The following is a 24,209-nucleotide window of genomic DNA, read 5'->3' on the forward strand; positions in this document are numbered from 1 at the left end:
TAACGTTGGCGCTTTGTTTTGTTCAGTTTTCAAAGAGCAATTACTTTGTCGTTTCTCTCAGAAGCGACTTTATTAATATACCATTTCCGCTAGCACAAAGTCAAGTATTTATTTTATCCCTTTGTTGCCTTAGTTATTATATCTAGTTTGATTTATTAATTCAAGCTTCAAAGATAAATTCATAATATTAAATTATCTGGAAAAGTCCCAAATAAAAAGCCTGCTGAAAAACAACAGACTCTCATAATGGTTTATAGTATCGCTTCAATAAATATTTCTCTGTTTTTGCCTAGATGGATGATTTCTCCGTCTTCTTGGACTTTGACCATGGGCCTTGTCGGAGCATTGGGTTCAATGAAGATAATTTCGGCAGTATATCCATTGGAAAGCTTAACCTTGCTACCCATTGATAAGGTAGCAATACCGGAAAGTAATGTTTTAACCACGCCAATATCAAACTTTCCAAAATCATCATGTAATATCATTTCCATCACTTTAAAAGGTGATTGTTTACTACGGTAATTTCTTTCAGACGTCATAGCATGATATACATCGGCCACCGCTACAATCCTTGAAAATTCACTTGGTGCTTGTCCTTTTTTTCCAGCAGGATAGCCGCTGCCATCTAATCTTTCGTGATGCTGAAGAATCGCATGTTTCATTGCATCTCTTAAAAAGGAGCTGTCTTGAATCATTTGGACACTATATATCGGATGTTTTTTAATTTCGTTAAACTCATGAGAAGTCAAGCTTGTTTTCTTTTCTAGAATTCTTGAAGGAATTTTTGCCATGCCGCAGTCTACCAGTGAGCCCGCAATGACTATTTGGGACACATCGGCCTGTTTGTAATTTAATTTCTTTGTGAGATACCCGCTTAACAAACCGACTGCAATGGCATGATGATATAAGTAATCTTCTTTTGTACTGTAATGGTGCAGCAAGAAAAGCTCAGACGGCTTTTTCATGACCTTATTAAATAAAGGAACGATTAGATCCCGCACCTTCGATACATCAATTGTACTTTCAGCCTGCCAATTCTTAAATAATTTTTTATAGCTTTGAACCACTTTTAAATAATCCGTGATGAAGCTTGACCCATTTGTTTCTTTCCCTTTGCTTTTGGAATCAATAGATTCCTTAGGCTTAAAAGGCATACCGTTAATCAATGTTTTCTCAACAGTGACTTCAGTAACCAAAAATGCCTTTAATACTTCTAAATGGGCTTTATTTAAGATTGTTTTGCTGGTCATAATCGGACGTTTGGTCAAGCCAATTATGTCCTGGGAGAGAATAGCACCTTCTACTAGATAATCCGTTTTAACACGCAAACTGTCCACACTCCTGTAACAGCATTTTTCATGATTACCATAATATTACTTCACTTTCTCTACAAATTCTAGTTAAAAGATTAAAAAGAAGCACCCCTTAGGGTGCTTCCAAATTAAAATAAATTATTCTTCGTCGTTGCTATCGGTTTCAGAGGCTGTTTCTTCGCTGTCAGCTATTTCATCTTTAAAAGCTTCCACAGGCTGTGTTTCGTCAACTTCTTCTTCCATGATCTCTTTTTCATCCTCTTTTTCAACCATTGCAACTGTAGAAACATATTCATTATCACTTGTTTCGAGACGGATCAGTTTAACACCTTGTGTGTTACGACCAGTCCTTGAGATGCTGTCTACATCCATTCGAATTAACACGCCGCCCGCTGTGATTAACATTAAATCTTCTTCTCCGGTTACTGTCTTCACTGCAATCAGTGGACCATTTTTCTCGGTTACATTGCAGGTTTTGATCCCTTTTCCGCCACGGCTTTGAATGCGGTATTCTCCGGCTGGGGTACGCTTTCCGAACCCATTGACCGTAACAATCAGCACTTCTGAATCTTCTTCCAGGATTTCCATGCCGACCACTTCATCATTATTCCGCAAAGTAATTCCTTTTACGCCGGTGGCTGTTCGTCCCATCGAGCGGACATCGGTTTCAGGGAATCGGATCAGCATGCCATTTTTTGTTCCAATAATCATATGTTTCTTGCCATTCGTTAAGCGAACAGAGATTAATTCGTCCCCTTCACGGAGTCCTAAGGCGATTAAGCCGTTGTTACGGATATTGGCAAAGGATGATAACGGAGACCGTTTTGAAATGCCTTCTTTAGTCGTAAAAAACAAGAACCAATCATCGGCAAATTCCTTAACAGGAATAATGGCATTTACCCATTCTCCTTTTTCAACTTCAAGAAGATTGATGATTGGCAGGCCTTTAGCTGTTCTGCCATATTCAGGGATCTCATACCCTTTAGCACGGTATACCTTTCCTTTATTTGTAAAAAATAAAAGGGTATCATGCGTCGAAGTAGTAAGCAGGTGTTCCACAAAGTCATCTTCATTGGTTCCCATGCCCTGAATCCCTCTACCACCACGTCTTTGACTGCGGTAGGTGTTTACAGGCAACCGCTTAACATACCCGTTATGAGTTAATGTAACCACAATATTTTCAACTGGTATCAGATCTTCGTCTTCAATGTTTTCAAGGCCACTCACGATGATCTCGGTACGGCGTTTATCGTTGAAGCGTTCTTTGATTTCGATAAGCTCCTCACGGATGATCTCCAATACCTTTTCTTCGTCTGAAAGAATACCACGCAATTCCGAAATCAAGGCGACAAGCGATTGGTATTCCTCCTCGATTTTTTCACGTTCCAATCCTGTCAACCTCTGAAGGCGCATATCCAGGATTGCCTGAGCCTGCTTATCCGAAAGCTTAAATTGAGTCATTAACCCCTCGCGGGCAACGTCAGCTGTTTGTGAGCTTCTGATTAAGTTAATAACCTCATCTAAATGATCGAGAGCGATACGCAAGCCTTCCAAAATATGAGCTCGAGCTTCCGCTTTACGCAGTTCAAATTCTGTTCTGCGTCTAATGACGACCTGTTGATGCTCAAGATAATACTGCAGGCATTGCTTTAAGTTCAATACCTTCGGCTGTCCTTCCACAAGCGCTAGCAAATTGATACCAAAGCTTGTTTGCATGGCTGTCTGTTTATAAAGGTTATTCAGCAAGACATTGGCATTCGCATCCCTGCGAACTTCGATGACAATACGCATACCGTTTCTATCCGATTCATCACGCAGATCTGTGATGCCATCGATCCGCTTGTCTCGAACCAATTCTGCGATTTTTTCAATCAGTCTTGCTTTATTCACTTGATAAGGAAGTTCATTAACGATGATTACCTGTTTTCCGTTAGATTTCTCTTCAATCTCCACTTTAGCGCGAAGGGTGATAGAGCCTCTTCCCGTTTCATAAGCCCGCCTGATTCCGCTGCGGCCTAAAATCATTGCGGCAGTCGGGAAATCAGGGCCCGGGATAATTTCCATTAATTCCGCAATTGTTACCTCTGGGTTTTTACTGTAAGCTAATACACCGTCTATTACTTCCCCTAATTGATGAGGAGGAATGTTTGTAGCCATTCCTACTGCAATCCCTGAAGAACCGTTCACTAAAAGGTTCGGAAAACGGGCAGGGAGGACGGCCGGTTCTTTTTCAGATCCATCATAATTTTCTTTGTAATCAATCGTGTCTTTATTAATATCACGGATTAATTCCATGGAGATTTTAGACATTCTTGCTTCTGTATAACGCATCGCTGCGGCTGGGTCTCCGTCAACTGATCCGAAGTTACCATGGCCATCAACGAGCATATAGCGATAGCTAAAGTCTTGAGCCATACGGACCATCGTTTCATAAACAGCAGAGTCACCGTGTGGATGGTATTTTCCAATTACTTCTCCGACAATACGCGCTGATTTCTTATAAGCCTTATCGGACGTCATTCCTAAATCATTCATCGCATATAAAATCCGGCGATGAACGGGCTTCAATCCATCTCTTACATCAGGAAGCGCACGGGAAACAATAACACTCATCGCGTAATCTAAAAACGAAGTACGCATTTCCTGGCTAAGATTTATTTCTTGAACATTTGATTTTTCTATTTCAGACATGGAGCAACCTCCTATTAGTAGTGCATTTTTTGCACTATTTAAAAGACAGGATAGATCGTATATCATCTATCCTGATCCAGATTAGATATCTAAGTTTTTTACATATATCGCGTTTTCTTCAATGAAGTCACGCCGAGGCTCTACCTTATCTCCCATGAGCATGTCAAAGGTAGAATCAGCCTCAATGGCATCCTCCAGTTTGACTTGAAGGAGCGTTCTGCTTTCCGGGTTCATAGTCGTTTCCCATAGCTGTTCAGGATTCATTTCACCTAATCCCTTATAACGCTGAAGTCCAGGCTTAGGTTGACTAGGGAGCTGGGCCATGATCTCATCAAGCTGACGATCATTATAGGCATATTCAATCCTCTTGCCTTGCTGCACTTTGTATAAAGGCGGCTGAGCGATATAAATATAGCCCGCATCAATAATCGGTCTCATATACCGGAAGAAAAAGGTTAATAATAAAGTTCTGATGTGCGCACCATCCACATCAGCGTCAGTCATGATGATGATTTTATGATATCTTGCTTTTGAAATATCAAATTCTTCCCCGATTCCGGTACCAAGTGCAGTGATAATCGTACGGATCTCCTGGCTCGAAAGAATTTTATCCAATCTTGCTTTTTCAACATTAAGGATTTTACCCCGGAGTGGTAGAATCGCCTGGTTGTGACGGCTGCGGCCTTGTTTAGCAGATCCGCCGGCGGAATCACCTTCAACGATATATAGCTCACTTATTGCTGGGTCTTTTGAAGAACAATCCGCTAATTTACCTGGCAAACTTGACACTTCCAGGGCACTTTTTCTTCTTGTCAATTCTCGGGCCTTCTTGGCAGCCAAACGTGCTCTTGCGGCCATTAAGCCTTTTTCGACGATTTTTCTGGCAACCGCAGGATTCTCAAGCATAAATGAATCTAATTTTTCGCCCAGCACAGAGTTCGTGATGGTACTTGCTTCTGAGTTTCCAAGCTTTGTCTTCGTCTGACCTTCGAATTGAGGGTCCGGGTGTTTAATTGAAATAATCGCTGTTAAGCCTTCTCGTACATCTTCACCAGAGAGATTCGCATCATTGTCTTTAAAGATATTGTTCTTCCTGGCATAATCATTGATAACACGCGTCAATGCTGTCTTAAAGCCTGACTCATGGGTTCCGCCTTCATAGGTATTAATATTATTGGCGAAAGAATATAGATTACTTGCATAGCCATCATTATATTGAAGGGCAATTTCAACTGAAATACCATCTTTTTCCCCTTCAATGTAAATCGGTTCTTCGTGGAGAACTTCTTTTGTACGGTTCAAGTGCTCTACATAAGACTTAATACCGCCTTCGTAGTAATATTCATTAGAACGCTCTTTGCCTTCGCGCTTATCTTCAATAATAATCTTGAGTCCTCTGTTTAAGAATGCTAATTCTCTTAACCGGGTAGCAAGCGTTTCATATTCGTATTCAAGCGTTTCCGTAAATATCTCTCCATCGGGAGTGAAGTGGGTGGTGGTACCGGTATGGTCTGTTTCACCAATGATTTTCAAGTCGGCGTGTGGTACTCCGCGTTCGAATTTTTGATAATAAATATTGCCTTCACGATGGACGAATACCTCTAATTCAGTGGATAGGGCATTAACAACAGAGGCACCTACCCCGTGAAGTCCGCCGGAAACCTTGTATCCGCCGCCGCCAAACTTTCCGCCCGCATGCAATACAGTCATAATGACCTCAACAGCCGGGCGTCCCATTTTCTCATGAATTCCAACCGGAATACCCCGCCCATTATCAACGACGGTGATACTGTTATCATTCTCGATCATTATTTTGATTTCATCGCAAAATCCAGCCAACGCTTCATCAATACTGTTATCGACGATTTCCCAAACTAAATGGTGAAGACCTCTGGCAGATGTTGAGCCGATATACATTCCGGGACGTTTACGAACAGCCTCTAATCCTTCCAACACCTGTATCTGGTTTTCATCATACTCTTGACCTTGAACTTCTTTTTGTTCCATTGCCACATGAACCACCTACACTTTTCTTTAAGCGTTTTTTTCGTTGGCAGATAGGAAAGTATAAACCAGGTTTCCTATCCACATAATTGCAACTACACCGCCTAATCGCTCCCTTAAGAGGCTTGCCAATCGGCGGATTTCCTTTGTGAAATTCTTTAAAAAATCAAGTTTTATTGAAATCTATTATTCATCGATTAAAATCGCTTTTTGTAATGAACGTTTTTTTAGAGTTCCGGATGATAGGGGTGAATAATATATATGTTCATCCGTAACTACGATTGATTTAATCGACCCTTTTGATAAATTGAGGGTCACTTCTTCTTTTTCTTTTAGGAATTCCAGGATCAATGGTGATGACTGGAGAAGTTGTTTATCTAAAATGGCAATAACTTCATTCGTTTTCACAAGTATATCTTCTCCTATATGGAGATACATTGAATCACCCCGTCATTTGACCTTTGATAGATTTCCTTGAGCCACATAGAAGGTTGAGGCTTCATGAAGCGTTTGATGATTGATCCCTTCAACAGACGTCGTCGTTACAAAGGTTTGAACTTTTCCCTGAATCGTGTTTAATAAATGAGACTGGCGGTAATCATCCAATTCCGACAGTACATCGTCCAGGAGCAAAATAGGATATTCTCCTATTTCCGCTTGAATTAATTCTATTTCAGCAAGTTTCAAAGAAAGGGCCGTCGTGCGCTGCTGTCCCTGCGAGCCGAATGTTTGAACATCACGCCCATTCACAAAAAAAACGAGGTCATCACGATGAGGACCTATGAGCGTTATGCCCCTTTCAATTTCCCTTGTTCTTATTTTAACAAATTTTTCTTGGAATTCATCTACCATTTTCGTCAAATCCATAGATTCTGATACATCAAGTGATGGTTTATATTGGATTTTCAATACTTCCAGGTTTCTAGAAATTCCGGAGTGGATCGGTTCCGCCCATCCTTGAAGCAAGGAAAGAAATTGATATCTTTTTTCAATAATTTTAGCCGCAGATTGAACGAATTGCTCGGTTAACACATCTAGCATCGCTGTATCCGTTTGCTTGCGGATTTGAAGAAGCTTTAAATAATGATTTCTTTGTTGTAATATTTTTTGAAATTGATTCATCTCGTGAAGATAAACAGGTGAAACCTGGCCAATCTCCATATCAATGAAACGTCTTCTAACCTGAGGGCTGCCTTTTACCAGGTGAAGATCCTCAGGTGCAAACATCACTACATTCATATTCCCGACGTATTGGCTCAACTTTTGCTGTTCAATATGATTGCTCTTCGCCTTTTTTCCTTTTTTGGAAATGATTAATTCTAAGGGGAGGGACGTATTCTTTTTTCTTACCCTACCTTCTATTTTAGCATATTCTGCGTCCCAGCGAATAAGATCTTTATCGTTGGACGTCCGGTGAGACTTTGCCATTGCTAAAACAAAGATGGATTCCATCACATTGGTCTTTCCCTGCGCATTCTCTCCGAGGATCACATTCACTTTATTTTCAAAGCTAACCTCGAGATCCGTGTAATTTCGATAATTCTTTAACTTAATATTTTCTATATGCATGATAGGTTATCCTTTATCTTAAAGCGTGATCACAAAGGTACCGACCTTCGGAATAAATACCCTGTCTCCTTCTCTAAGCTTCCTTCCTCTTCGCACGTCTAGATCATCATTAACAAAAACCTCATGTTCGCTTAAAAACCATTTTGCCATGCCGCCGCTTTGAATGATGTCTGCAACTTTCAAAAATTGACCAAGCGTAATGTACTCCGTATCAATTTGAATTTCCTTCATGGCATCTCACTCTTTTCTAAGTAGTCTCTAATAGTTTATTTTACTAAATAATTGAGATTAACACAAAGGCAGCATTTTCACTCAAAAAAATTAAGGATTTCTAAAAAGAAAGCGATGTTAAATATCCTGTTGATTTTGGATCATTTTTGCTTGTGATCTATGAAACCTTGGTTTTGCACACGGATGAACCAAAAATAATATTTATCAGATCCAAAAAGAAAAAGGCTGCCAGCTAAAACCAGCAACCTATTGTTTAGTATGTTCTGACCGGCAGGATTAATTGGAGCATCGTGTCATCGTGAAGTGAGCGGATGACAAAAGGACGCATCGCTCCAGTGAAGCTGACTTTTATATCAGTACCTTCCAATGCTTTTAAGGCATCCATAACAAACTTGGCGCTGAAAGAAATCTTTAATTCCTCTCCTTCAATCGACTCTGCTTGTACTTCTTCAATGACTTTTCCGATTTCGGGAGTGTTCGAGGAGATTTCAATCAAGCCGGATTCAAGTGTTGACAGCTTTACGACGTTGTTTCTTCCCTCTCTTGCCAATAAGGAAGCGCGATCGATCGCCTGTAAGAAGTCTTTTACACGAATCGATACCTCCGTTTTGCTTTCTGTCGGGATCAATCTGGAGGTGTCCGGATAATTTCCTTCTAGAAGTCTTGAAAAGAACAATAAGTTTTTTGCTTTAAAAAGCACCTGATTTTCAGTGATGACGATTTCAAGTAGTTCGTTTGTATCATCCAGAATTTTACTTAATTCATTTAGACTTTTTCCTGGAATGACTACGTTATAACTTCCGTTCACTGCGGTTTCAAGTTGGGCTTTCCTCATTGCTAAGCGATGACTATCTGTTGCAATACAGGTCATTTCCCCGTTTTCAACCTTTATGTTTACACCTGTCAAGATTGGGCGTGTTTCTGAGGTGGACACCGCAAAGACGGTTTGGCGGATTAAGGTTTTTAATAAATCTGCAGGAATTTTGAAGATATTTTCTTCCTCAATTATAGGCAGATGCGGATACTCCTCAGCGTCTAGTCCATTCAGGTTAAATTCAGCTTTACCGGAACGAATGACGGTCTGAAAATTATTTAGTAATTCTATGTCTACCGTATCCATTGGCAATTTCTTTACAATTTCACTGAAAAAACGGGCATTTAGTACAATGCGGCCAACTTCCTTGATTTCAATGATTTCATTTCCAGATTCTTCAGCAGGTATGAAGGATTCAATAGAAATATCAGAATCACTTCCTGTTAATGTAACTCCTTCTTTTGTAACGCTGATTTTGATTCCAGTTAATATTGGAATTGTTGTTCTGGATGTGACAGCTTTCATTACCTCTTGCACACTGTGTGCTAAACGATCGCGCTGAATAATAAATCGCATTTTTATTTCCCCCAATTGAGTAGTAGTTGCTTGCTCGATTGCATAGTTTATTTAGTTATTATTCTTTTAAAAAAATAGTAATAGTAGTAATAGGGCCTGTTAGTATGTGGATAACCCTGAAAACGCTATGGAAAAACAGTCTATCCCCATGTGGACAGACTGTGTATAACTAGGAGCTGGTTATTAACATTATTCCCCTTGTTAGACCCTTAATTGATCTTGGATATCTTTTACTTGTCTTTGTAGATGAGGATCAGTTTGCAGCAGCTTTGAAATCTTTTCGTGAGCGTGAATGACAGTCGTATGATCACGTCCACCAAATTCATCGCCTATTTTCGGCAGCGAGTAATCTGTCAATTCTCTTGATAGATACATAGCAATCTGCCTGGGAAAAGCGACTGACTTCGTTCTTTTCCTTGCTTTAAAATCTTCAAGCTTCACGCTGTAGTGCTCTCCAACTGTTCTTTGGATATCGAGAATCGTAACGATTTTTGACTTTGAACTGGGAATGATATCTTTTAGTGCCTCTGCAGCGAGATCGGCATTTATATCTTTGTTAATTAAGGATGAATAAGCAACAACCCGGATTAAAGCACCTTCAAGTTCGCGAATGTTCGAATCAATTTGATTGGCAATATACAGCATGACCTCATTGGGAATATCCAATCCCTCTGCTTTCGCTTTTTTACGCAAAATCGCAATCCTTGTCTCTAAATCAGGTGGTGTGATATCTGTAATCAAACCCCATTCAAAACGTGAACGAAGTCGGTCTTCCAGTGTCGGAATTTCCTTTGGAGGCCTGTCACTGGAGATAACGATTTGCTTGCTTTCCTCATGAAGTGTATTAAAGGTATGGAAGAACTCTTCCTGGGTTTGTTCTTTCCCGGCTAAAAATTGAATATCATCAATAAGAAGAACGTCAACACTTCGATACTTATTACGGAAGGCTTCCGCATTATTATCACGGATAGAGTTAATAAATTCATTCGTAAATTTCTCTGAAGATAGGTAAACAACCTTTGCAGCCGGATTATGTTCCAAAACATAGTGACCGATCGCATGCATTAAGTGAGTTTTCCCAAGGCCTACGCCTCCATAAATGAACAGTGGATTGTATGCTTTTGCAGGAGCTTCGGCCACAGCAAGAGATGCGGCATGGGCAAAGCGGTTGCCCGATCCAATAACAAACGTGTCAAAAGTGTTTCTCGTATTTAACATATGCTGGGGAAAATCATTCTGGTCGTCCACTTGTTTTTTGGGCTTTTTGGCAGGAGTTGAGAAGCCAAAATCATCGTCTCCCTGGTTCGGAGGAATGATGAATTTCACTTCAAGCTCTTCCCCGGTCAACTCTAACAATACACCGGAAATCAGATGAGAGTATCTCTCTTCCAGCCAATCACGCGCAAACTCATTGGGAGCCGTAACTGTGAGGTTATCTCCCTGCAGCGTATGTGCTTTAGTGGATTTTAACCAAGTTTCAAAGCTTGGTTTACTGATTTTTTTCTCTATTTTCCCAAGCGCCTGGTTCCATAAAGCGTCGATATTCTCCAATTTAGTCCCTCCTTTTCTGAAATGTCTTCTAAAATGAAAATCCCATATCAAAACGCGGCTAAATAAGCTTAGCCTTTAAGAAAAATATAAGATTTGTTCTCTAGTAAGATTGAATAAATGAGTGTTATACAACGAGTGTACAGGTTGAGATGATCAGTTTGTATAATTATTCATCAACAGATATGTGGAAAAATATATATATAAGAAGAAAAACGACTTTTCGACAATATCCACCATTTGTGGACAAAATCATCTACAACTCCTGAATAAGCTATCCACAAGTTATTAACATTCTGTGGATAAAAGATTCTGTTGATAAAATTATTAAGAGTGAAAACACAAATATGATATCAGATATTTACCTTGCTTGCAATGACTTTAAAAAGTTTATCCACAAGACACTCAACCTGTGCAAAAATCTTTTCCACAGGCATTTTCTATGTGTAAAACTTGTCCAGTTGGACTGTGGATATCGAAAATCTTGTCGAAAAATTATCCACAGTGACATTTGGGGAGAGTTTCAAAAAGATTTCTATTTATTAAATTGTTGAAGATAAATCCTTTTTTCCTTCTTTGAATTTTTTTGAAAGAAAAGGGAGAGGGGAAACTTTCTATCTCCATCAGTGTAACTACTAGCCATTTCCGCCTTACAGTTCATCGATCAGTAAGTTTTCTATAAAAGAAAGTATTTGTTTTTAAAATTTGAAAGATGTCTATTTAGGACTTACTGAACGCTTGCGCTTTTCATATTTCTATTGAAAGAAGGAACATTTTTTAGGAAGAGGTTGATTTTTTTAAACATCCTCTATATAATCATAGAGACTGTCTGTAACTGTTATCCTCAGGGAGGTGTCATAAATGAAAAGAACTTATCAACCAAATAAGCGTAAGCATAGTAAGGTTCACGGTTTTCGTAGCCGCATGAGCACAAAAAACGGACGTAGAGTATTAGCTGCACGCCGTCGCAAGGGCAGAAAAGTATTATCTGCGTAGACCACTGAAAAGTCTCAGTGGTCTTTTTTTCCATAATGGATAAGATGCAGCACCAATTTACTTTATTGAAGGTGTAAGGATGAAAAAGAAGCTGAGGATTAAAAAGAATGATGAATTCCAGAATGTGTTTCAAAAAGGAGAATCATTCGCTAACAGACAATTTGTTGTCTATGTCCTTGAAAAACCAAATCAGGAGTATTTTCGGATTGGTCTTTCCGTTAGTAAAAAAATTGGGAATGCTGTGGTTAGGAACCAAATAAAAAGATACATAAGGCAATCTTTTCTAGAGTTAATGGATGAAGTTAAAAGCGGCCAAGATTATGTGGTGATCGCCAGGAAGCCAGCGGCTGAAATGGATTTTTTTCAAGTGAAAAATAGTCTTATACATGTCTTGAAACGCTCGAAGTCTTTGTCGTTTAAAACTAATAAAAGTAATGAATCCATATAAAGTATAAAAAATTTGATAGCCCAGCATGGAAAATGTAATGTTCTAGATGGAATGAATCGTTTAATTATAATCTTATTAAGGAATTTGTGTGTAGACAGGAGGAAAACACGGTTGAAAAAACGAATATTACTCATTATCGGACTTGTCTCCATGATGCTTTTATTGGCGGGATGTACGGAGGTAAACAAGCCGATTACTTCGGAGAGTACTGGATTTTGGAATGAATATATAGTTTACCCGCTTTCTGTATTAATCATCGAAGTTTCCAATTTTTTAGGGGATTATGGTTTAGGGATTATCGTGGTCACGATCTTGATTCGTCTCGCGATTTTGCCATTAATGATTAAGCAAACGAAAAGCTCTAAGGCGATGCAGGCAATCCAGCCGGAAATGCAGGCGCTGCGTGAAAAATACAGCTCAAAAGATGCTGCCACACAACAAAAACTGCAGCAGGAAACGATGGCGTTGTTCCAGAAATACGGTGTCAATCCACTGGCAGGCTGTTTTCCTTTAATAGTTCAAATGCCGATACTGATCGGTTTTTACCATGCAATCACCCGTACGAGAGAGATCGCAAACCATAGCTTTTTATGGTTCGACCTTGGCGATAAGGATCCATATTATATCTTGCCGGTAGTTGCTGGTATCACAACATTCATCCAACAAAAGATCACGATGGTCGGAATGGATTCCAATCCTCAGATGGCTGCACAGATGACAATGATGTTGTATATCATGCCTGTTATGATCGTTGTTTTCGCTATTAACTTCCCTGCTGCCCTTTCTCTTTATTGGGTAGTTGGTAACATATTCATGATCATTCAAACATATTTCATTAAAGGTCCGGATCTGAGAAAAGCAGCTGCCGGGAACGCGGGAGGAGCAAAGAAAAAGTGAAACAGATAACTGCTACAGGACAATCTGTCGAAGAAGCAGTCGAATCAGCTTTAGCTCAACTAAATACTTCTCGAGACCGCACGGAAATTGAAATAGTTGATGAAGGGAAAAAAGGATTTTTAGGTTTGTTCGGGGGCAGGCAGGCTATCGTCAAGGTCACGTTGCAGCCTGATGCCATCGATGAAGCCACCAAATTTCTTACAAATGTAAGCGAAAAGATGGGAGTATCCGTTCAGGTGGATGTAAGCCGCGAAGGGAAAAACGTCACTTTTCAGCTATCAGGTGAAAAAATAGCGCTGTTGATTGGTAAGAGAGGACAAACATTGAATTCATTACAGTATTTGACCCAGCTTGTGACCAATCGTTTTTCCAAGCAATATTTGAATGTTACAGTGGATGCCGAGGATTACCGTACACGCCGGAATGCTACCCTCATTCAGTTGGCGGAAAGAATGGCTGACAAAGCTGTTCGAACCGGAAAAGAGGTTTCTTTGGAACCCATGCCCTCATACGAGCGCAAGGTCATTCATACCGCTTTAATGGATCACCCGGATATCGAAACAACATCTAATGGAAATGAACCGTACCGCCATTTGGTGATAACGCCAACTAAATAGCCCAGTAAGTACCCTGTGATTTTTTTACAGGGTTTTTTTGGCGGATCGGAAAGTATAAACATACCCATTTGCATAAGTGTAACTATGACTATGTTTGCCCCTCAATGGCTCGCCAATCGGCGAGTTTTTTTTATAAAAAACGAAAAAAGACGCTGGATAAAAAAACATGTGAACGGGTTTGTTGTTATTCACATGTGGATAAGTTAAAATAAACGGTGCGTGAAAAAATATTTTTCCTCATGTGGATAACTCCGAAAGCTATGTCTAAGAGTACTTATTATGTTAATGATTAATGTAGAAGTTAGGGATAAAGAAGCTTAATAGGAACTTTTATATAAATAGTATGTTGCAGAAGAGAGGTGAAAGAAATGGAATATGATACGATAACGGCTATTTCGACTCCGATGGGTGAGGGAGCGATAGCAATTGTCCGTATAAGTGGAGATGAAGCGATAAGCATTGCTGATATGATATTTAAGGGTCCTACGGGGAAGAGCCTCAAGGAAGTTAATTCTCATACCATCCATTATGGTCATTTGATCGATCCGAAAACGTCTGAATTAGTCGAAGAGGTCATGGTATCAATCATGAAGGGACCAAAAACCTTTACCCGTGAAGATGTGGTCGAAATCAACTGTCACGGAGGAATGGTTTCTGTCAATCGGGTTTTACAGCTTATTCTTTCTCAGGGAGCCCGTCTTGCGGAGCCAGGTGAATTCACGAAAAGAGCATTTCTAAATGGACGGATCGATTTGTCACAGGCAGAGGCTGTCATGGATTTAATTCGTGCTAAAACGGACAGGGCAATGAATGTAGCGCTTGGACAGATGGAAGGACGGTTATCCAAGCTGATCCGCAAGCTGCGCCAGGAAATATTAGAAACACTTGCCCAGGTAGAGGTGAATATTGACTATCCCGAATATGACGATGTAGAAGAAATGACACATCGTTTGTTTATGGAAAAAGCGAAGTTCGTTCAAAAGGAAATTAAAATGCTGCTTCAAACCTCACAGCAGGGCAAGATTTTACGCGAAGGGCTATCAACGGTGATCATCGGCCGCCCGAATGTCGGAAAATCTTCATTGTTAAATAGTCTTGTACATGAAAATAAAGCAATCGTAACCGATATTCCCGGGACAACGCGTGATGTGATAGAAGAATATGTGAACGTCAGAGGTGTACCGCTCAAACTGGTTGACACGGCGGGCATTCGGGAAACAGAGGATATTGTCGAAAGAATCGGCGTGGAACGGTCAAGGGCCGTTCTAAAAGAAGCGGATTTGATTTTGCTTGTATTGAACTACTCCGATGAGCTGACGCCGGAAGATGAAAATCTTTTCAAAGCTGTTAAAGGCATGGATGTCATCGTGATTGTCAATAAGACGGATTTACCAAGGAAGATTGATATGCAGCGCCTCGGTGTTCTTTCGGAAACGCTTAGAGTCGTGACCACTTCTTTATTGGAAGATAAGGGAGTCGACGAGTTGGAAGAAGCAATTGCTGCCTTGTTCTTTGAGGGCAATCTGGAGGCTGGCGATATGACGTATGTGTCTAATTCCCGCCACATTGCCTTGTTGGGTCAAGCTTTGCAAGCCATCGAAGATGCCATTGCAGCGATTGATTCGGGGACTCCGGTTGATTTAGTACAAATTGATTTTACAAGAGCATGGGAATTGCTCGGCGAAATAATTGGAGACAGTGTTCATGAAAGTTTGATTGATCAATTGTTCTCGCAATTTTGTTTAGGAAAATAAAGAAAACTCGCCGTTTGGCGAACCTGAAAGGCGAAGTCAGAGCGGTAGTTGCCCTTATGTAGATAGGAAAGTTTATACTTTCCTATCTACGAAGAAAAGCGTAAGCGCCTTGGAGCTACGGAAGAACGACTAAAACCGCCACATCGTTATGTCTTCGTCGTTCTGACCCACATCCTGTGGGCCTCCGACAGGCATCAGTATATATTGTAAAAGTTATAATTATCTTTAATGAAAGAAGGAGGGGTAAAGATGCAATATGAAGCAGGTAGCTATGATGTTATCGTAATAGGGGCCGGACATGCCGGAAGTGAAGCTGGACTTGCTGCTGCGAGGGTTGGCGCAAAAACCCTGATGTTAACGATAAACTTGGATATGGTGGCTTTCATGCCTTGCAATCCATCCGTAGGAGGTCCTGCAAAAGGAATCGTCGTAAGGGAAATTGATGCCCTCGGCGGCGAGATGGGCAAGAATATTGATAAAACGCATATTCAAATGAGAATGCTTAATACTGGAAAAGGGCCAGCTGTACGTGCATTAAGAGCCCAGGCGGATAAATTTTTATATCAACAGGAAATGAAAAAAACGATAGAAAACGAACCTAATCTGACATTGATGCAGGGAATGGTTGAACGTTTACTTGTGGAAGATGGTGTGTGCACGGGCGTGGTTACGCAAACCGGTGCCGCTTATAAAGCAAAAACGGTTGTTATTACAACAGGAACTTTTTTAAGAGGGGAAATTATTTTAGGGGAGCTCAAATATTCCAGCGGTCCTAATAATCAGCAGCCATCCATCAGGCTTTCCGAGCATTTGGAGGAGTTAGGCTTTGATTTGGTCCGTTTTAAAACAGGCACGCCTCCCCGGGTCAACAGCCATACGATTGATTACAGTAAAACAGAAATCCAGCCTGGCGACGAAGAGCCAAGAGCCTTCTCTTATGAAACAAGTAAGTTCATAACCGACCAGCTTCCTTGCTGGCTTACTTATACAAGTCTCGAAACGCATCAGATCATTGATGACAATCTTCATCGTTCGCCGATGTATTCCGGGATGATCAAAGGGACGGGTCCGAGGTATTGTCCATCTATTGAAGATAAGGTTGTTCGTTTCAATGATAAGCCACGCCATCAAATCTTCCTGGAGCCTGAAGGCCGTAATACACAGGAAGTCTATGTGCAGGGGTTATCAACGAGTCTGCCGGAGGATGTCCAAAGGCGAATACTGGCAACTATCCCTGGACTCGAAAATGTCCAAATGATGCGTGCCGGCTATGCGATAGAATATGATGCGATCGTGCCCACTCAGCTGTGGCCGACCTTAGAGACGAAAAAAGTGAAAAACCTGTATACCGCAGGGCAAATTAACGGAACTTCCGGATATGAAGAAGCAGCAGGTCAAGGGCTTATGGCAGGAATGAACGCCGGCTTGAATGCGTTAAGTAAAGAAGAAGTGATTTTAAGCCGCTCGGATGCGTATATCGGTGTTTTGATTGATGACCTTGTCACAAAGGGGACAAACGAGCCTTATCGGCTGTTAACGTCTCGCGCGGAATATCGCTTACTGCTGCGCCATGATAATGCCGACCTTCGTTTAACGGAAATCGGCCATCAAATCGGAATGATCAAGGAAGAACGCTATCAAAAATTCCTAGCGAAAAAAGATGCCGTTGAAGTCGAAAAAGCTAGACTACAATCCATCATCATCAAGCCGAATGATCAGACACAAGAGCTTATTAAGCAAAGTGGAGGCGCTGAATTAAAGGATGGTATCCGGGCATCTGATTTATTGAAGCGTCCGGAAATGAATTATTCGCATATTGAGCTGCTCGCACCTTCCGAAGCCGAGCTTGACAGGGAAGTTTCGGAACAGGTTGAAATTCAAATTAAATATGAAGGATATATTGAAAAATCACTTCAACAGGTAGAACGCCTTAAAAAAATGGAGAACAAAAAGATTCCTGAAAACATTGATTATGATGCCATAAACAGCCTTGCGAACGAAGCGCGCCAAAAATTGAAAGAAGTGCGTCCTCTCTCGGTTGCACAAGCCTCAAGGATTTCAGGGGTAAATCCCGCTGACGTTTCCATCTTGCTCGTTCATTTAGAGCAAGGCAAGGTTGCCAGGATTTCGCAATAAAATTTCGCAAAAACCAGATATTCAAAAAAAAGGATTGAAACGCCTTATGAATGAAGATCAATTTCAAGAGCTGTTAAGGGAGAAAGGGATTGAGCTTTCTTCCTTCCAGCTTGAACAATTCGACACCTATTATCAATTGCTTATTGAGTGGAATGAAAAAATGAATCTAACGGCGATTACGGATAAAGAAGAAGTATATCTAAAGCATTTCTATGATTCAATCAGTGCCGCCTTCTATTTCGATCTTTCAAAGCCTCTTAAGCTCTGCGATGTCGGAGCAGGCGCCGGCTTTCCGAGCGTTCCTTTGAAAATTTGCTTTCCGAATCTCCACATTTCGATCGTAGACTCTCTTAATAAAAGAATATCGTTTTTAGAGCATCTTGCTAAATCGCTGAAGCTTGGTCATGTCTCTTTTTATCATGACCGCGCTGAGACATTCGGACAAAAGGCTGAACATCGTGAATCATATGACCTCGTAACAGCCAGAGCGGTTGCAAGAATGTCAGTCCTGAGCGAGCTTTGCCTTCCGCTTGTTAAGAAAAATGGAACATTCGTCGCGATGAAAGCATCCAGTACCAATGAAGAATTAGATGCCGGGAAAAAAGCGATTGGGATTCTAGGGGGGAAAGTAAAGCAAATTCATCATTTCCTTTTGCCTATGGAAAACAGTGAAAGAAACATCATTATTATCGATAAGGTAAAGCAAACTCCCAACAAATATCCAAGAAAACCGGGGACTCCGAGTAGGATGCCGATCGAATCATCATGAAATTGAAAGAGAATAACCAGTGAGAATTTCAAATTCTAGTAGCGCTGGTTTCGTTTTTCTTTTACTATAAAAGGTGCAATGTTTTATAGTAATCATAAAGCAGGACTTTTTACTTCAATAAGAGAATATGTAATGTGGGAGTTTTTTAAAGGTGGTGTAGGGAGATGAAGCATCCTTTTTCGCGATTCTTTGGTTTAGGCGAAAAAGAAGAGCAGCAATTGGAAGTGGAAATGGAAGCACCGAGCAAGAATGAAGAAATCGTGAAAATTTCCATCTCCAATATTGTGCCGAATCGGTATCAGCCCAGAACGGTATTCAATGACGAAAAAATTGCTGAATTAGCACAAACTATTCATACGCATGGCATCATCCAGCCAATTGTAGTTAGGGAGTATGAACAGGATAAATATGAAATTATTGCCGGTGAGCGTCGTTTTCGGGCGATGCAGTCATTAGGCTGGGAAACGGCACCGGCTATAGTTAAAAATTTCAACGACACAGAAACAGCTTCTGTGGCCCTTATAGAAAATTTGCAGCGTGAAGAACTGACGCCTATTGAGGAGGCTATTGCTTACGGAAAGCTGTTAGAGCTTCACAGCCTTACTCAGGAAGCGTTGGCACAGAGGCTCGGTATTGGGCAGTCCACCGTTGCCAACAAACTGAGACTCCTTAAGCTTCCGCAAGAAGCACAGGATGCATTGCTGCAAAAGCAAATTACGGAGCGCCATGCCCGTTCTTTAATTCCATTAAAGGATCCGGAAAAGCAAATAAGATTGTTGCAGGATATAATCGATAAGAATTTAAATGTAAAACAGACAGAAGAGCGGGTTGTAAGACTGCTCGAAAGTACGGAAAATAAACCGAAACCAAAAAGAAAAGCATTCAGCAAGGATATGAGAATAGCCGTTAATACGATTAGACAATCAGTAAATATGGTTACCGATAACGGTATAAATCTTGATACGGAAGAAGAAGAATTCGAGGAATATTATCAATTCACCATTAAGATTCCAAAGAAAAAAGCTTAATATCCGTTATTCTTAACCCGCTTGGCAGCTGATGATTGCCAAGCTTTTTTTTCTGTTGGCAGAAAATATTAAGAAATAAACTTAAACTTTGTTTTATTCATGATAAAATAGATAAGTATGTAATAGTTTCATAAGTTAAGCAAAAAGGAATTATGTTTTTGAAAGTAGGTGACATCGTGGGAAAGATAATCGCCATCGCGAATCAAAAAGGCGGCGTGGGGAAAACGACGACTTCCGTCAATCTCGGTGCCTGTTTAGCATATATAGGGAAGAAAGTGTTATTAGTCGATGTTGACCCGCAAGGAAATGCAACGAGTGGTGCAGGCATAGACAAAGCGGATGTCAATCAATGCATCTATGATGTATTAGTAGAAGATGTGGAGGCAGAAAAAGTCATTAAAGCCACAAAGGTTGAAAACCTTTATATGATTCCTGCGACTATCCAGCTTGCCGGTGCGGAAATTGAGCTGGTTCCTACGATCTCCAGAGAGGTGCGTTTAAAAAGGGCACTGGAGGAAGTAAAGGATAAGTATGATTATATTATCATTGATTGTCCGCCATCTTTAGGGCTGCTCACGCTTAATGCCTTGACTGCTTCAGACGCCGTCTTAATACCGGTGCAGTGTGAATATTACGCGTTAGAGGGATTGAGCCAGCTGCTGAACACGGTCCGTCTCGTTCAAAAGCATTTAAATCAGGATTTAAGAATTGAAGGAGTACTCCTGACGATGCTTGATGCGCGTACGAATCTAGGTTTACAAGTAATTGAAGAAGTGAAAAAATATTTTCAGGATAAGGTTTATAAAACGATCATCCCGAGAAATGTCCGTTTAAGCGAAGCACCCAGCCATGGAGAGCCAATCATTATTTATGATCCAAAATCAAGAGGTGCAGAGGTTTACCTAGACTTGGCAAAGGAAGTGGTGTCAAATGGCTAGAGGACTTGGAAAGGGAATTAATGCCCTGTTTACGAACTTGGAAGCCGGAAAAGATGATGCGGTACAAGAAATTTCATTAAACGAATTAAGGCCTAATCCATATCAACCGCGAAAAGTGTTTGCCCCTGAAGCGATTGAAGAATTAAAACAATCCATAATCCAGCATGGAATACTCCAGCCGATCATTGCCAGGAAAAGCATAAAAGGGTATGAGATCGTCGTAGGAGAAAGAAGATTCCGAGCCGCAAAAGAAGCCGGCCTGACAACAGTTCCGGTTGTCGTGAGGGAACTGACAGAACAACAAATGATGGAGCTTGCCATCCTGGAAAACCTGCAGCGTGAGGATCTTAATCCTATCGAAGAAGCGGTTGCCTATCAAACACTGATAGAAAGGCTTAATCTTACACAGGAAGAATTGGCAAAAAGATTGGGAAAAAGCCGTCCGCATATAGCCAACCATATACGCCTGTTAACCCTGCCAAAAGAAATCCAAACGCATATAACTGACGGCAAGATTTCCATGGGTCATGGACGTACACTGTTAGGCTTAAAGAAAAAAAATATGCTGAACGCTGTTGTTGATAAAATTCTTAAAGATGGCATGAATGTACGTCAACTTGAACAATACATCACTCAATTAAATGAAAATGTTTCACGTGAAACAACACCCGCTTCAAAACCTAAGAAAGATATCTTTATTAAAGAACGGGAAAACAGCCTTCGCGAACGCTTTGGCACAACGGTTACAATTAAACAAAGCAAGAAAAAAGGGAAAATCGAGATTGAATTTTTCTCTAATGAAGACTTAGAAAGAATTCTGGAAATAATCGATTCAGAAAATCTTCCATCTTAAACCATCTGCGATAAGATGGTTTATTTTTTTAAACAAATTAACTATAAAGGTGAAATGAAATGGTACTATTAGGAACAATCGTCAATGGATTATTGATTATTATCGGGACATTGCTGGGTAGATTTTTTCATCAGATTCCCCAAAAAATGAAGGATACGGTAATGTATGCGATTGGATTGGCTGTTATTGTCTTAGGCCTTCAAATGGGCTTTAAAAGCCAGCAATTTTTGATCGTTATCTTAAGCCTTGTAATCGGAGCAGTAATTGGTGAAGTAATCGATTTGGATGCGAAATTGAATTCTTTAGGAAGATGGCTCGAAAAAAAGCTTGGGGCAAAGGAAGGCAATACGATATCGCAAGGATTTGTCACAGCAACGCTAATCTTTGTCATTGGCGCCATGGGTATCATCGGCGCTTTGGACAGCGGCATCAGGCAAGATCATGATGTTTTATACACGAAAGCAATCATTGATGGATTTACGTCCATCATTTTAGCTACGACTTTAGGGATTGGGGTTATTTTTTCAGCGATTCCAGTAATGGTTTATCAAGGGGCTATCGCCCTGTTTGCGACTCAAATAAATCAAATTGTCCCCAAAGCGTTAATGAATTCATTTATTTTGGAAATGACGGCAACTGGCGGGATCATGATTTTTGCCATCGGCCTGAATTTAATTGGAATCGCCAAAATCCGGGTCGCTAATTTGCTTCCCGGGATTTTGGTTACAGCAGTGCTTTCCTGGATGGTTTATTTTTTTAATATTCCTTTATAATGGAATGCTTTCAGGGTGTTTTTTCTTGCTCAAATGCCCAGTTTAAATGGCTAATGCTGCTTTTTCTATAATGCTGGCTGCCCGCAAAATAAATGCCGTTGGCAATAGTTCTCGCCATTTTAAGAACAAGATTCAAACGGGTATTTTGCAGCACCATGAACTCCATGAAGCCACTGACATTCACTATGCCCGTGATATGTGCTTCCCCAACGCAGGGAAGCTCTTTATTTACCCCAGCTCCAGGCTTAACAGGCCCTTCACCGATCTGAACGATGCCAACGCTCTTTAATCGGCCTAAACAAGCGTCGATTCCAATAATGAAAGGATTCACATGGTTTGTATTTATTTCAGAGAGTTTTTCCTCCAGATTCATTGCATGAATCGGATCATCCAGGGTTCCGTACACAAAGAAGTGAGAAGCGGCTTTCTCTTGAAGAAAGGTACCGACAAGCGGACCAAGTGAATCGCCGGTAGAACGGTCTGTACCGATACAAACAATAACGATAGGCTGAGTTCGGTTTTCAGGAAGCAATGCAAGTAGTTCCTGTGAAATTTTCCGTGATGCATCAAAATCTTCATGCAAAATCCGGCTCAGTCTATGGGTATTATTAAAAAAGTTCGGTTTCAGGTTCATCGGTACCACTCCTCTGATAATAGTATTAACAGTATACGGAAATACAGGGTATTTTATACGCAAGCAAAAGAAAATCGTATCATTTAGATATGCTGAAATTGGGATACTACATTAGAAAGTTGCTTTTTAAGCAAGTAGTTTTATCTATATACCCATAGTTTTTTTATACAAAAACCACTAATTTGTTGTTACAATGTTCTTTATAGGATTTCGTCTGCAAAAGAAGGTGTTAATGTGAGTAAATTTGAAAGAATGCTGAATAAACTTTCTGAACAATTTTTAAATGAAGATACATGGTTTAACTTTGGAGAAGGGCTTCTGAAAATAATTCTGATTGTCGCCATCTCGGGGTTTGTTATTAAAATTGGAAAGAAAATCATTAAAAAGTTTTTTGCCTTAAGGGAAAAAAGCCCGTTGCGGGTTTCCGAGCGCAGGGAAGCGACGATATTAAGGCTTTCTCAAAATGTTCTTACGTATGTGATTTATTTCATCAGTTTTATTATGATCCTCGAAATAATGGGAATTGAGGTCAAAGCACTTCTGGCTGGAGCGGGAATCGTCGGACTTGCTGTCGGATTTGGAGCACAAAGCCTTGTAAAGGATGTTATTACCGGTTTCTTCATTATTCTTGAAGATCAATTTGCTGTCGGGGATTATATTCGAATCAATCAATTTGAAGGTGAAGTGCTTGAAATTGGACTGAGGACAACGAAAATCAAAAGTCCCACCGGGGAATTGCATGTGCTGCCAAATGGCAGTATTATGGAAGTTACCAATTATTCGGTTTTGAATAGTGTGGCTGTTGTGGATGTAAGTATTCCTTATGATAGCGATGTGGAGCTGGCAGAAAGGGTCATTTCAGAACTGCTTAAAGGAATGCCTGAGCGGTATGAGGATTTGGTGAAGACCCCAGAGTTACTGGGAATTCAGACGTTAAGTCCCACAGAAATTGTTCTGCGAGTCCTTGCAGAAACCCAGCCTACACGCCATTGGTATATCGGGAGGATTCTGAGAAAAGAAATAAGGGCGATCCTCGATGAAAACGGAATTGAAAGTCCTGTACCGCAAATGGTGATGTATGATAAAGGCAGCAAAACCCAGAAACAAAAACAAGCGGAATAAAGGAGAGGGAGAGGAATGGAAGAAAAGGAATTTGCTCTGCATGATGTAGTTGAAATGAAGAAACCTCACCCATGCGGACTAAACCGCTGGAAAATCATCCGACTGGGAATGGATATCCGAATCAAATGCGAAGGCTGCGGCCATAGCGTAATGCTGCCAAGAAGGGAATTCACAAGAAAAATGAAGAAGGTATTGGAAAAGCATGAACAGTAAGCATGCTTTTTTATTTTTGTCTTTTTTATGTAGCGAGTTCCGGGTGATTATCAGTTTGCGGATGACTTTCGGAATTTATTATCAAGTTAACGATTTTATGGCTCTTCACCATAACTGGTGGTTTAATATTGATTAACATAATATCTCAGTTAATTTTGCAATAAAGTTGATTGGCGAGGGTATGCGAGACTCCTCGAAAATGCATACGCATTTTCTCGTGCGGTGTCTATTCATGGATGATGATTCAACGTCCTGCGGGAAAAGCAGGCCAGTTAACGGAACGTC

General features: G+C 40.5%; 22 protein-coding genes. 13 read left to right on the forward strand and 9 right to left on the reverse strand.

The genetic code is table 11. From position 1 onward, the window contains the following. Positions 1–251: 251 nt before the first annotated feature. The 8 genes from D0463_RS08450 to dnaA form a co-directional block, all read right to left on the reverse strand. Positions 252–1,337 (reverse strand): HD-GYP domain-containing protein, encoded by a 1,086-nt coding sequence (locus D0463_RS08450; RefSeq protein WP_367946576.1) that lies wholly within the window; start codon positions 1,335–1,337, stop codon positions 252–254. 114 nt (positions 1,338–1,451) lie between these two features. Continuing rightward, positions 1,452–4,004, reverse strand: coding sequence for a DNA gyrase subunit A (gene gyrA, locus D0463_RS08455; RefSeq protein WP_117306969.1), 2,553 nt, complete (start codon positions 4,002–4,004; stop codon positions 1,452–1,454). A gap of 81 nt (positions 4,005–4,085) precedes the next feature. After that, positions 4,086–6,011 (reverse strand): DNA topoisomerase (ATP-hydrolyzing) subunit B, encoded by a 1,926-nt coding sequence (gene gyrB / locus D0463_RS08460; protein WP_117306970.1) that lies wholly within the window; start codon positions 6,009–6,011, stop codon positions 4,086–4,088. Between the two features lie 183 nt (positions 6,012–6,194). Beyond that, positions 6,195–6,446 (reverse strand): extracellular matrix regulator RemB, encoded by a 252-nt coding sequence (gene remB / locus D0463_RS08465; protein ID WP_117306971.1) that lies wholly within the window; start codon positions 6,444–6,446, stop codon positions 6,195–6,197. A 12-nt stretch (positions 6,447–6,458) separates the two neighbouring features. Then, positions 6,459–7,577 (reverse strand): DNA replication/repair protein RecF, encoded by a 1,119-nt coding sequence (gene recF / locus D0463_RS08470; protein ID WP_117306972.1) that lies wholly within the window; start codon positions 7,575–7,577, stop codon positions 6,459–6,461. Between the two features lie 18 nt (positions 7,578–7,595). Continuing rightward, entirely contained in the window at positions 7,596–7,808 is a 213-nt protein-coding gene (yaaA, locus tag D0463_RS08475; protein ID WP_117306973.1) for a S4 domain-containing protein YaaA, read from the reverse strand. Positions 7,809–8,061: 253 nt separating this feature from the next. After that, entirely contained in the window at positions 8,062–9,198 is a 1,137-nt protein-coding gene (gene dnaN / locus D0463_RS08480; protein WP_117306974.1) for a DNA polymerase III subunit beta, read from the reverse strand. Positions 9,199–9,399: 201 nt separating this feature from the next. Then, complete coding sequence (gene dnaA, locus D0463_RS08485) at positions 9,400–10,749, reverse strand: chromosomal replication initiator protein DnaA (RefSeq protein WP_117306975.1); 1,350 nt, start codon at positions 10,747–10,749, stop codon at positions 9,400–9,402. Between the two features lie 858 nt (positions 10,750–11,607). On the opposite strand from dnaA, the gene rpmH reads away from it, so the two are divergent. The 11 genes from rpmH to D0463_RS08540 all read left to right on the forward strand — a co-directional run bounded on the left by rpmH (position 11,608) and on the right by D0463_RS08540 (position 21,955). Continuing rightward, positions 11,608–11,742 carry a 50S ribosomal protein L34 gene (rpmH, locus tag D0463_RS08490; RefSeq protein ID WP_083392281.1) on the forward strand — a complete coding sequence of 45 codons (135 nt, stop codon included), beginning with the start codon at positions 11,608–11,610 and terminating at the stop codon, positions 11,740–11,742. Between the two features lie 79 nt (positions 11,743–11,821). Next, complete coding sequence (gene rnpA / locus D0463_RS08495; protein ID WP_117306976.1) at positions 11,822–12,190, forward strand: ribonuclease P protein component; 369 nt, start codon at positions 11,822–11,824, stop codon at positions 12,188–12,190. A gap of 111 nt (positions 12,191–12,301) precedes the next feature. Beyond that, complete coding sequence (gene spoIIIJ, locus D0463_RS08500; protein WP_117306977.1) at positions 12,302–13,087, forward strand: YidC family membrane integrase SpoIIIJ; 786 nt, start codon at positions 12,302–12,304, stop codon at positions 13,085–13,087. Further along, a complete protein-coding gene (gene jag / locus D0463_RS08505; RefSeq protein WP_117306978.1) occupies positions 13,084–13,704 on the forward strand; it encodes an RNA-binding cell elongation regulator Jag/EloR in 621 nt (206 codons plus the stop codon). Before spoIIIJ ends, jag begins: the two co-directional genes overlap by 4 nt. Before the next feature lie 368 nt (positions 13,705–14,072). Continuing rightward, complete coding sequence (mnmE, locus tag D0463_RS08510) at positions 14,073–15,458, forward strand: tRNA uridine-5-carboxymethylaminomethyl(34) synthesis GTPase MnmE (protein WP_117306979.1); 1,386 nt, start codon at positions 14,073–14,075, stop codon at positions 15,456–15,458. 249 nt (positions 15,459–15,707) lie between these two features. Continuing rightward, the gene (gene mnmG, locus D0463_RS08515) at positions 15,708–17,594 is read left to right on the forward strand and encodes a tRNA uridine-5-carboxymethylaminomethyl(34) synthesis enzyme MnmG (RefSeq protein ID WP_117306980.1); all 1,887 of its coding nucleotides are present in this window, start codon (positions 15,708–15,710) and stop codon (positions 17,592–17,594) included. A gap of 46 nt (positions 17,595–17,640) precedes the next feature. Continuing rightward, a complete protein-coding gene (gene rsmG, locus D0463_RS08520; RefSeq protein ID WP_117306986.1) occupies positions 17,641–18,363 on the forward strand; it encodes a 16S rRNA (guanine(527)-N(7))-methyltransferase RsmG in 723 nt (240 codons plus the stop codon). A 164-nt stretch (positions 18,364–18,527) separates the two neighbouring features. Then, positions 18,528–19,391 carry a nucleoid occlusion protein gene (gene noc / locus D0463_RS08525; RefSeq protein ID WP_117306981.1) on the forward strand — a complete coding sequence of 288 codons (864 nt, stop codon included), beginning with the start codon at positions 18,528–18,530 and terminating at the stop codon, positions 19,389–19,391. Between the two features lie 176 nt (positions 19,392–19,567). Further along, a complete protein-coding gene (locus D0463_RS08530; protein WP_117306987.1) occupies positions 19,568–20,329 on the forward strand; it encodes a ParA family protein in 762 nt (253 codons plus the stop codon). Next, a complete protein-coding gene (locus D0463_RS08535; protein WP_117306982.1) occupies positions 20,322–21,182 on the forward strand; it encodes a ParB/RepB/Spo0J family partition protein in 861 nt (286 codons plus the stop codon). The genes D0463_RS08530 and D0463_RS08535 overlap by 8 nt, the downstream gene beginning before the upstream one ends. A gap of 59 nt (positions 21,183–21,241) precedes the next feature. After that, a complete protein-coding gene (locus D0463_RS08540; RefSeq protein WP_117306983.1) occupies positions 21,242–21,955 on the forward strand; it encodes a DUF554 domain-containing protein in 714 nt (237 codons plus the stop codon). 10 nt (positions 21,956–21,965) lie between these two features. Here D0463_RS08540 and yyaC read toward each other — a convergent pair whose 3' ends face one another. After that, entirely contained in the window at positions 21,966–22,589 is a 624-nt protein-coding gene (yyaC, locus tag D0463_RS08545) for a spore protease YyaC (RefSeq protein ID WP_117306984.1), read from the reverse strand. Between the two features lie 234 nt (positions 22,590–22,823). Between yyaC and D0463_RS08550 the strand changes: the two genes are divergently transcribed. Beyond that, a complete protein-coding gene (locus D0463_RS08550; RefSeq protein ID WP_254052747.1) occupies positions 22,824–23,711 on the forward strand; it encodes a mechanosensitive ion channel family protein in 888 nt (295 codons plus the stop codon). Positions 23,712–23,726: 15 nt separating this feature from the next. Next, positions 23,727–23,924: a DUF951 domain-containing protein gene (locus D0463_RS08555; protein ID WP_117306985.1), complete on the forward strand. Its 198-nt coding sequence runs from the start codon at positions 23,727–23,729 to the stop codon at positions 23,922–23,924. Positions 23,925–24,209 lie beyond the last annotated feature (285 nt).

It is taken from the genome of Bacillus sp. V59.32b (genome assembly GCF_003429085.1).
In the GTDB taxonomy this organism is placed as follows: Bacteria; Bacillota; Bacilli; order Bacillales; family DSM-1321; genus Peribacillus.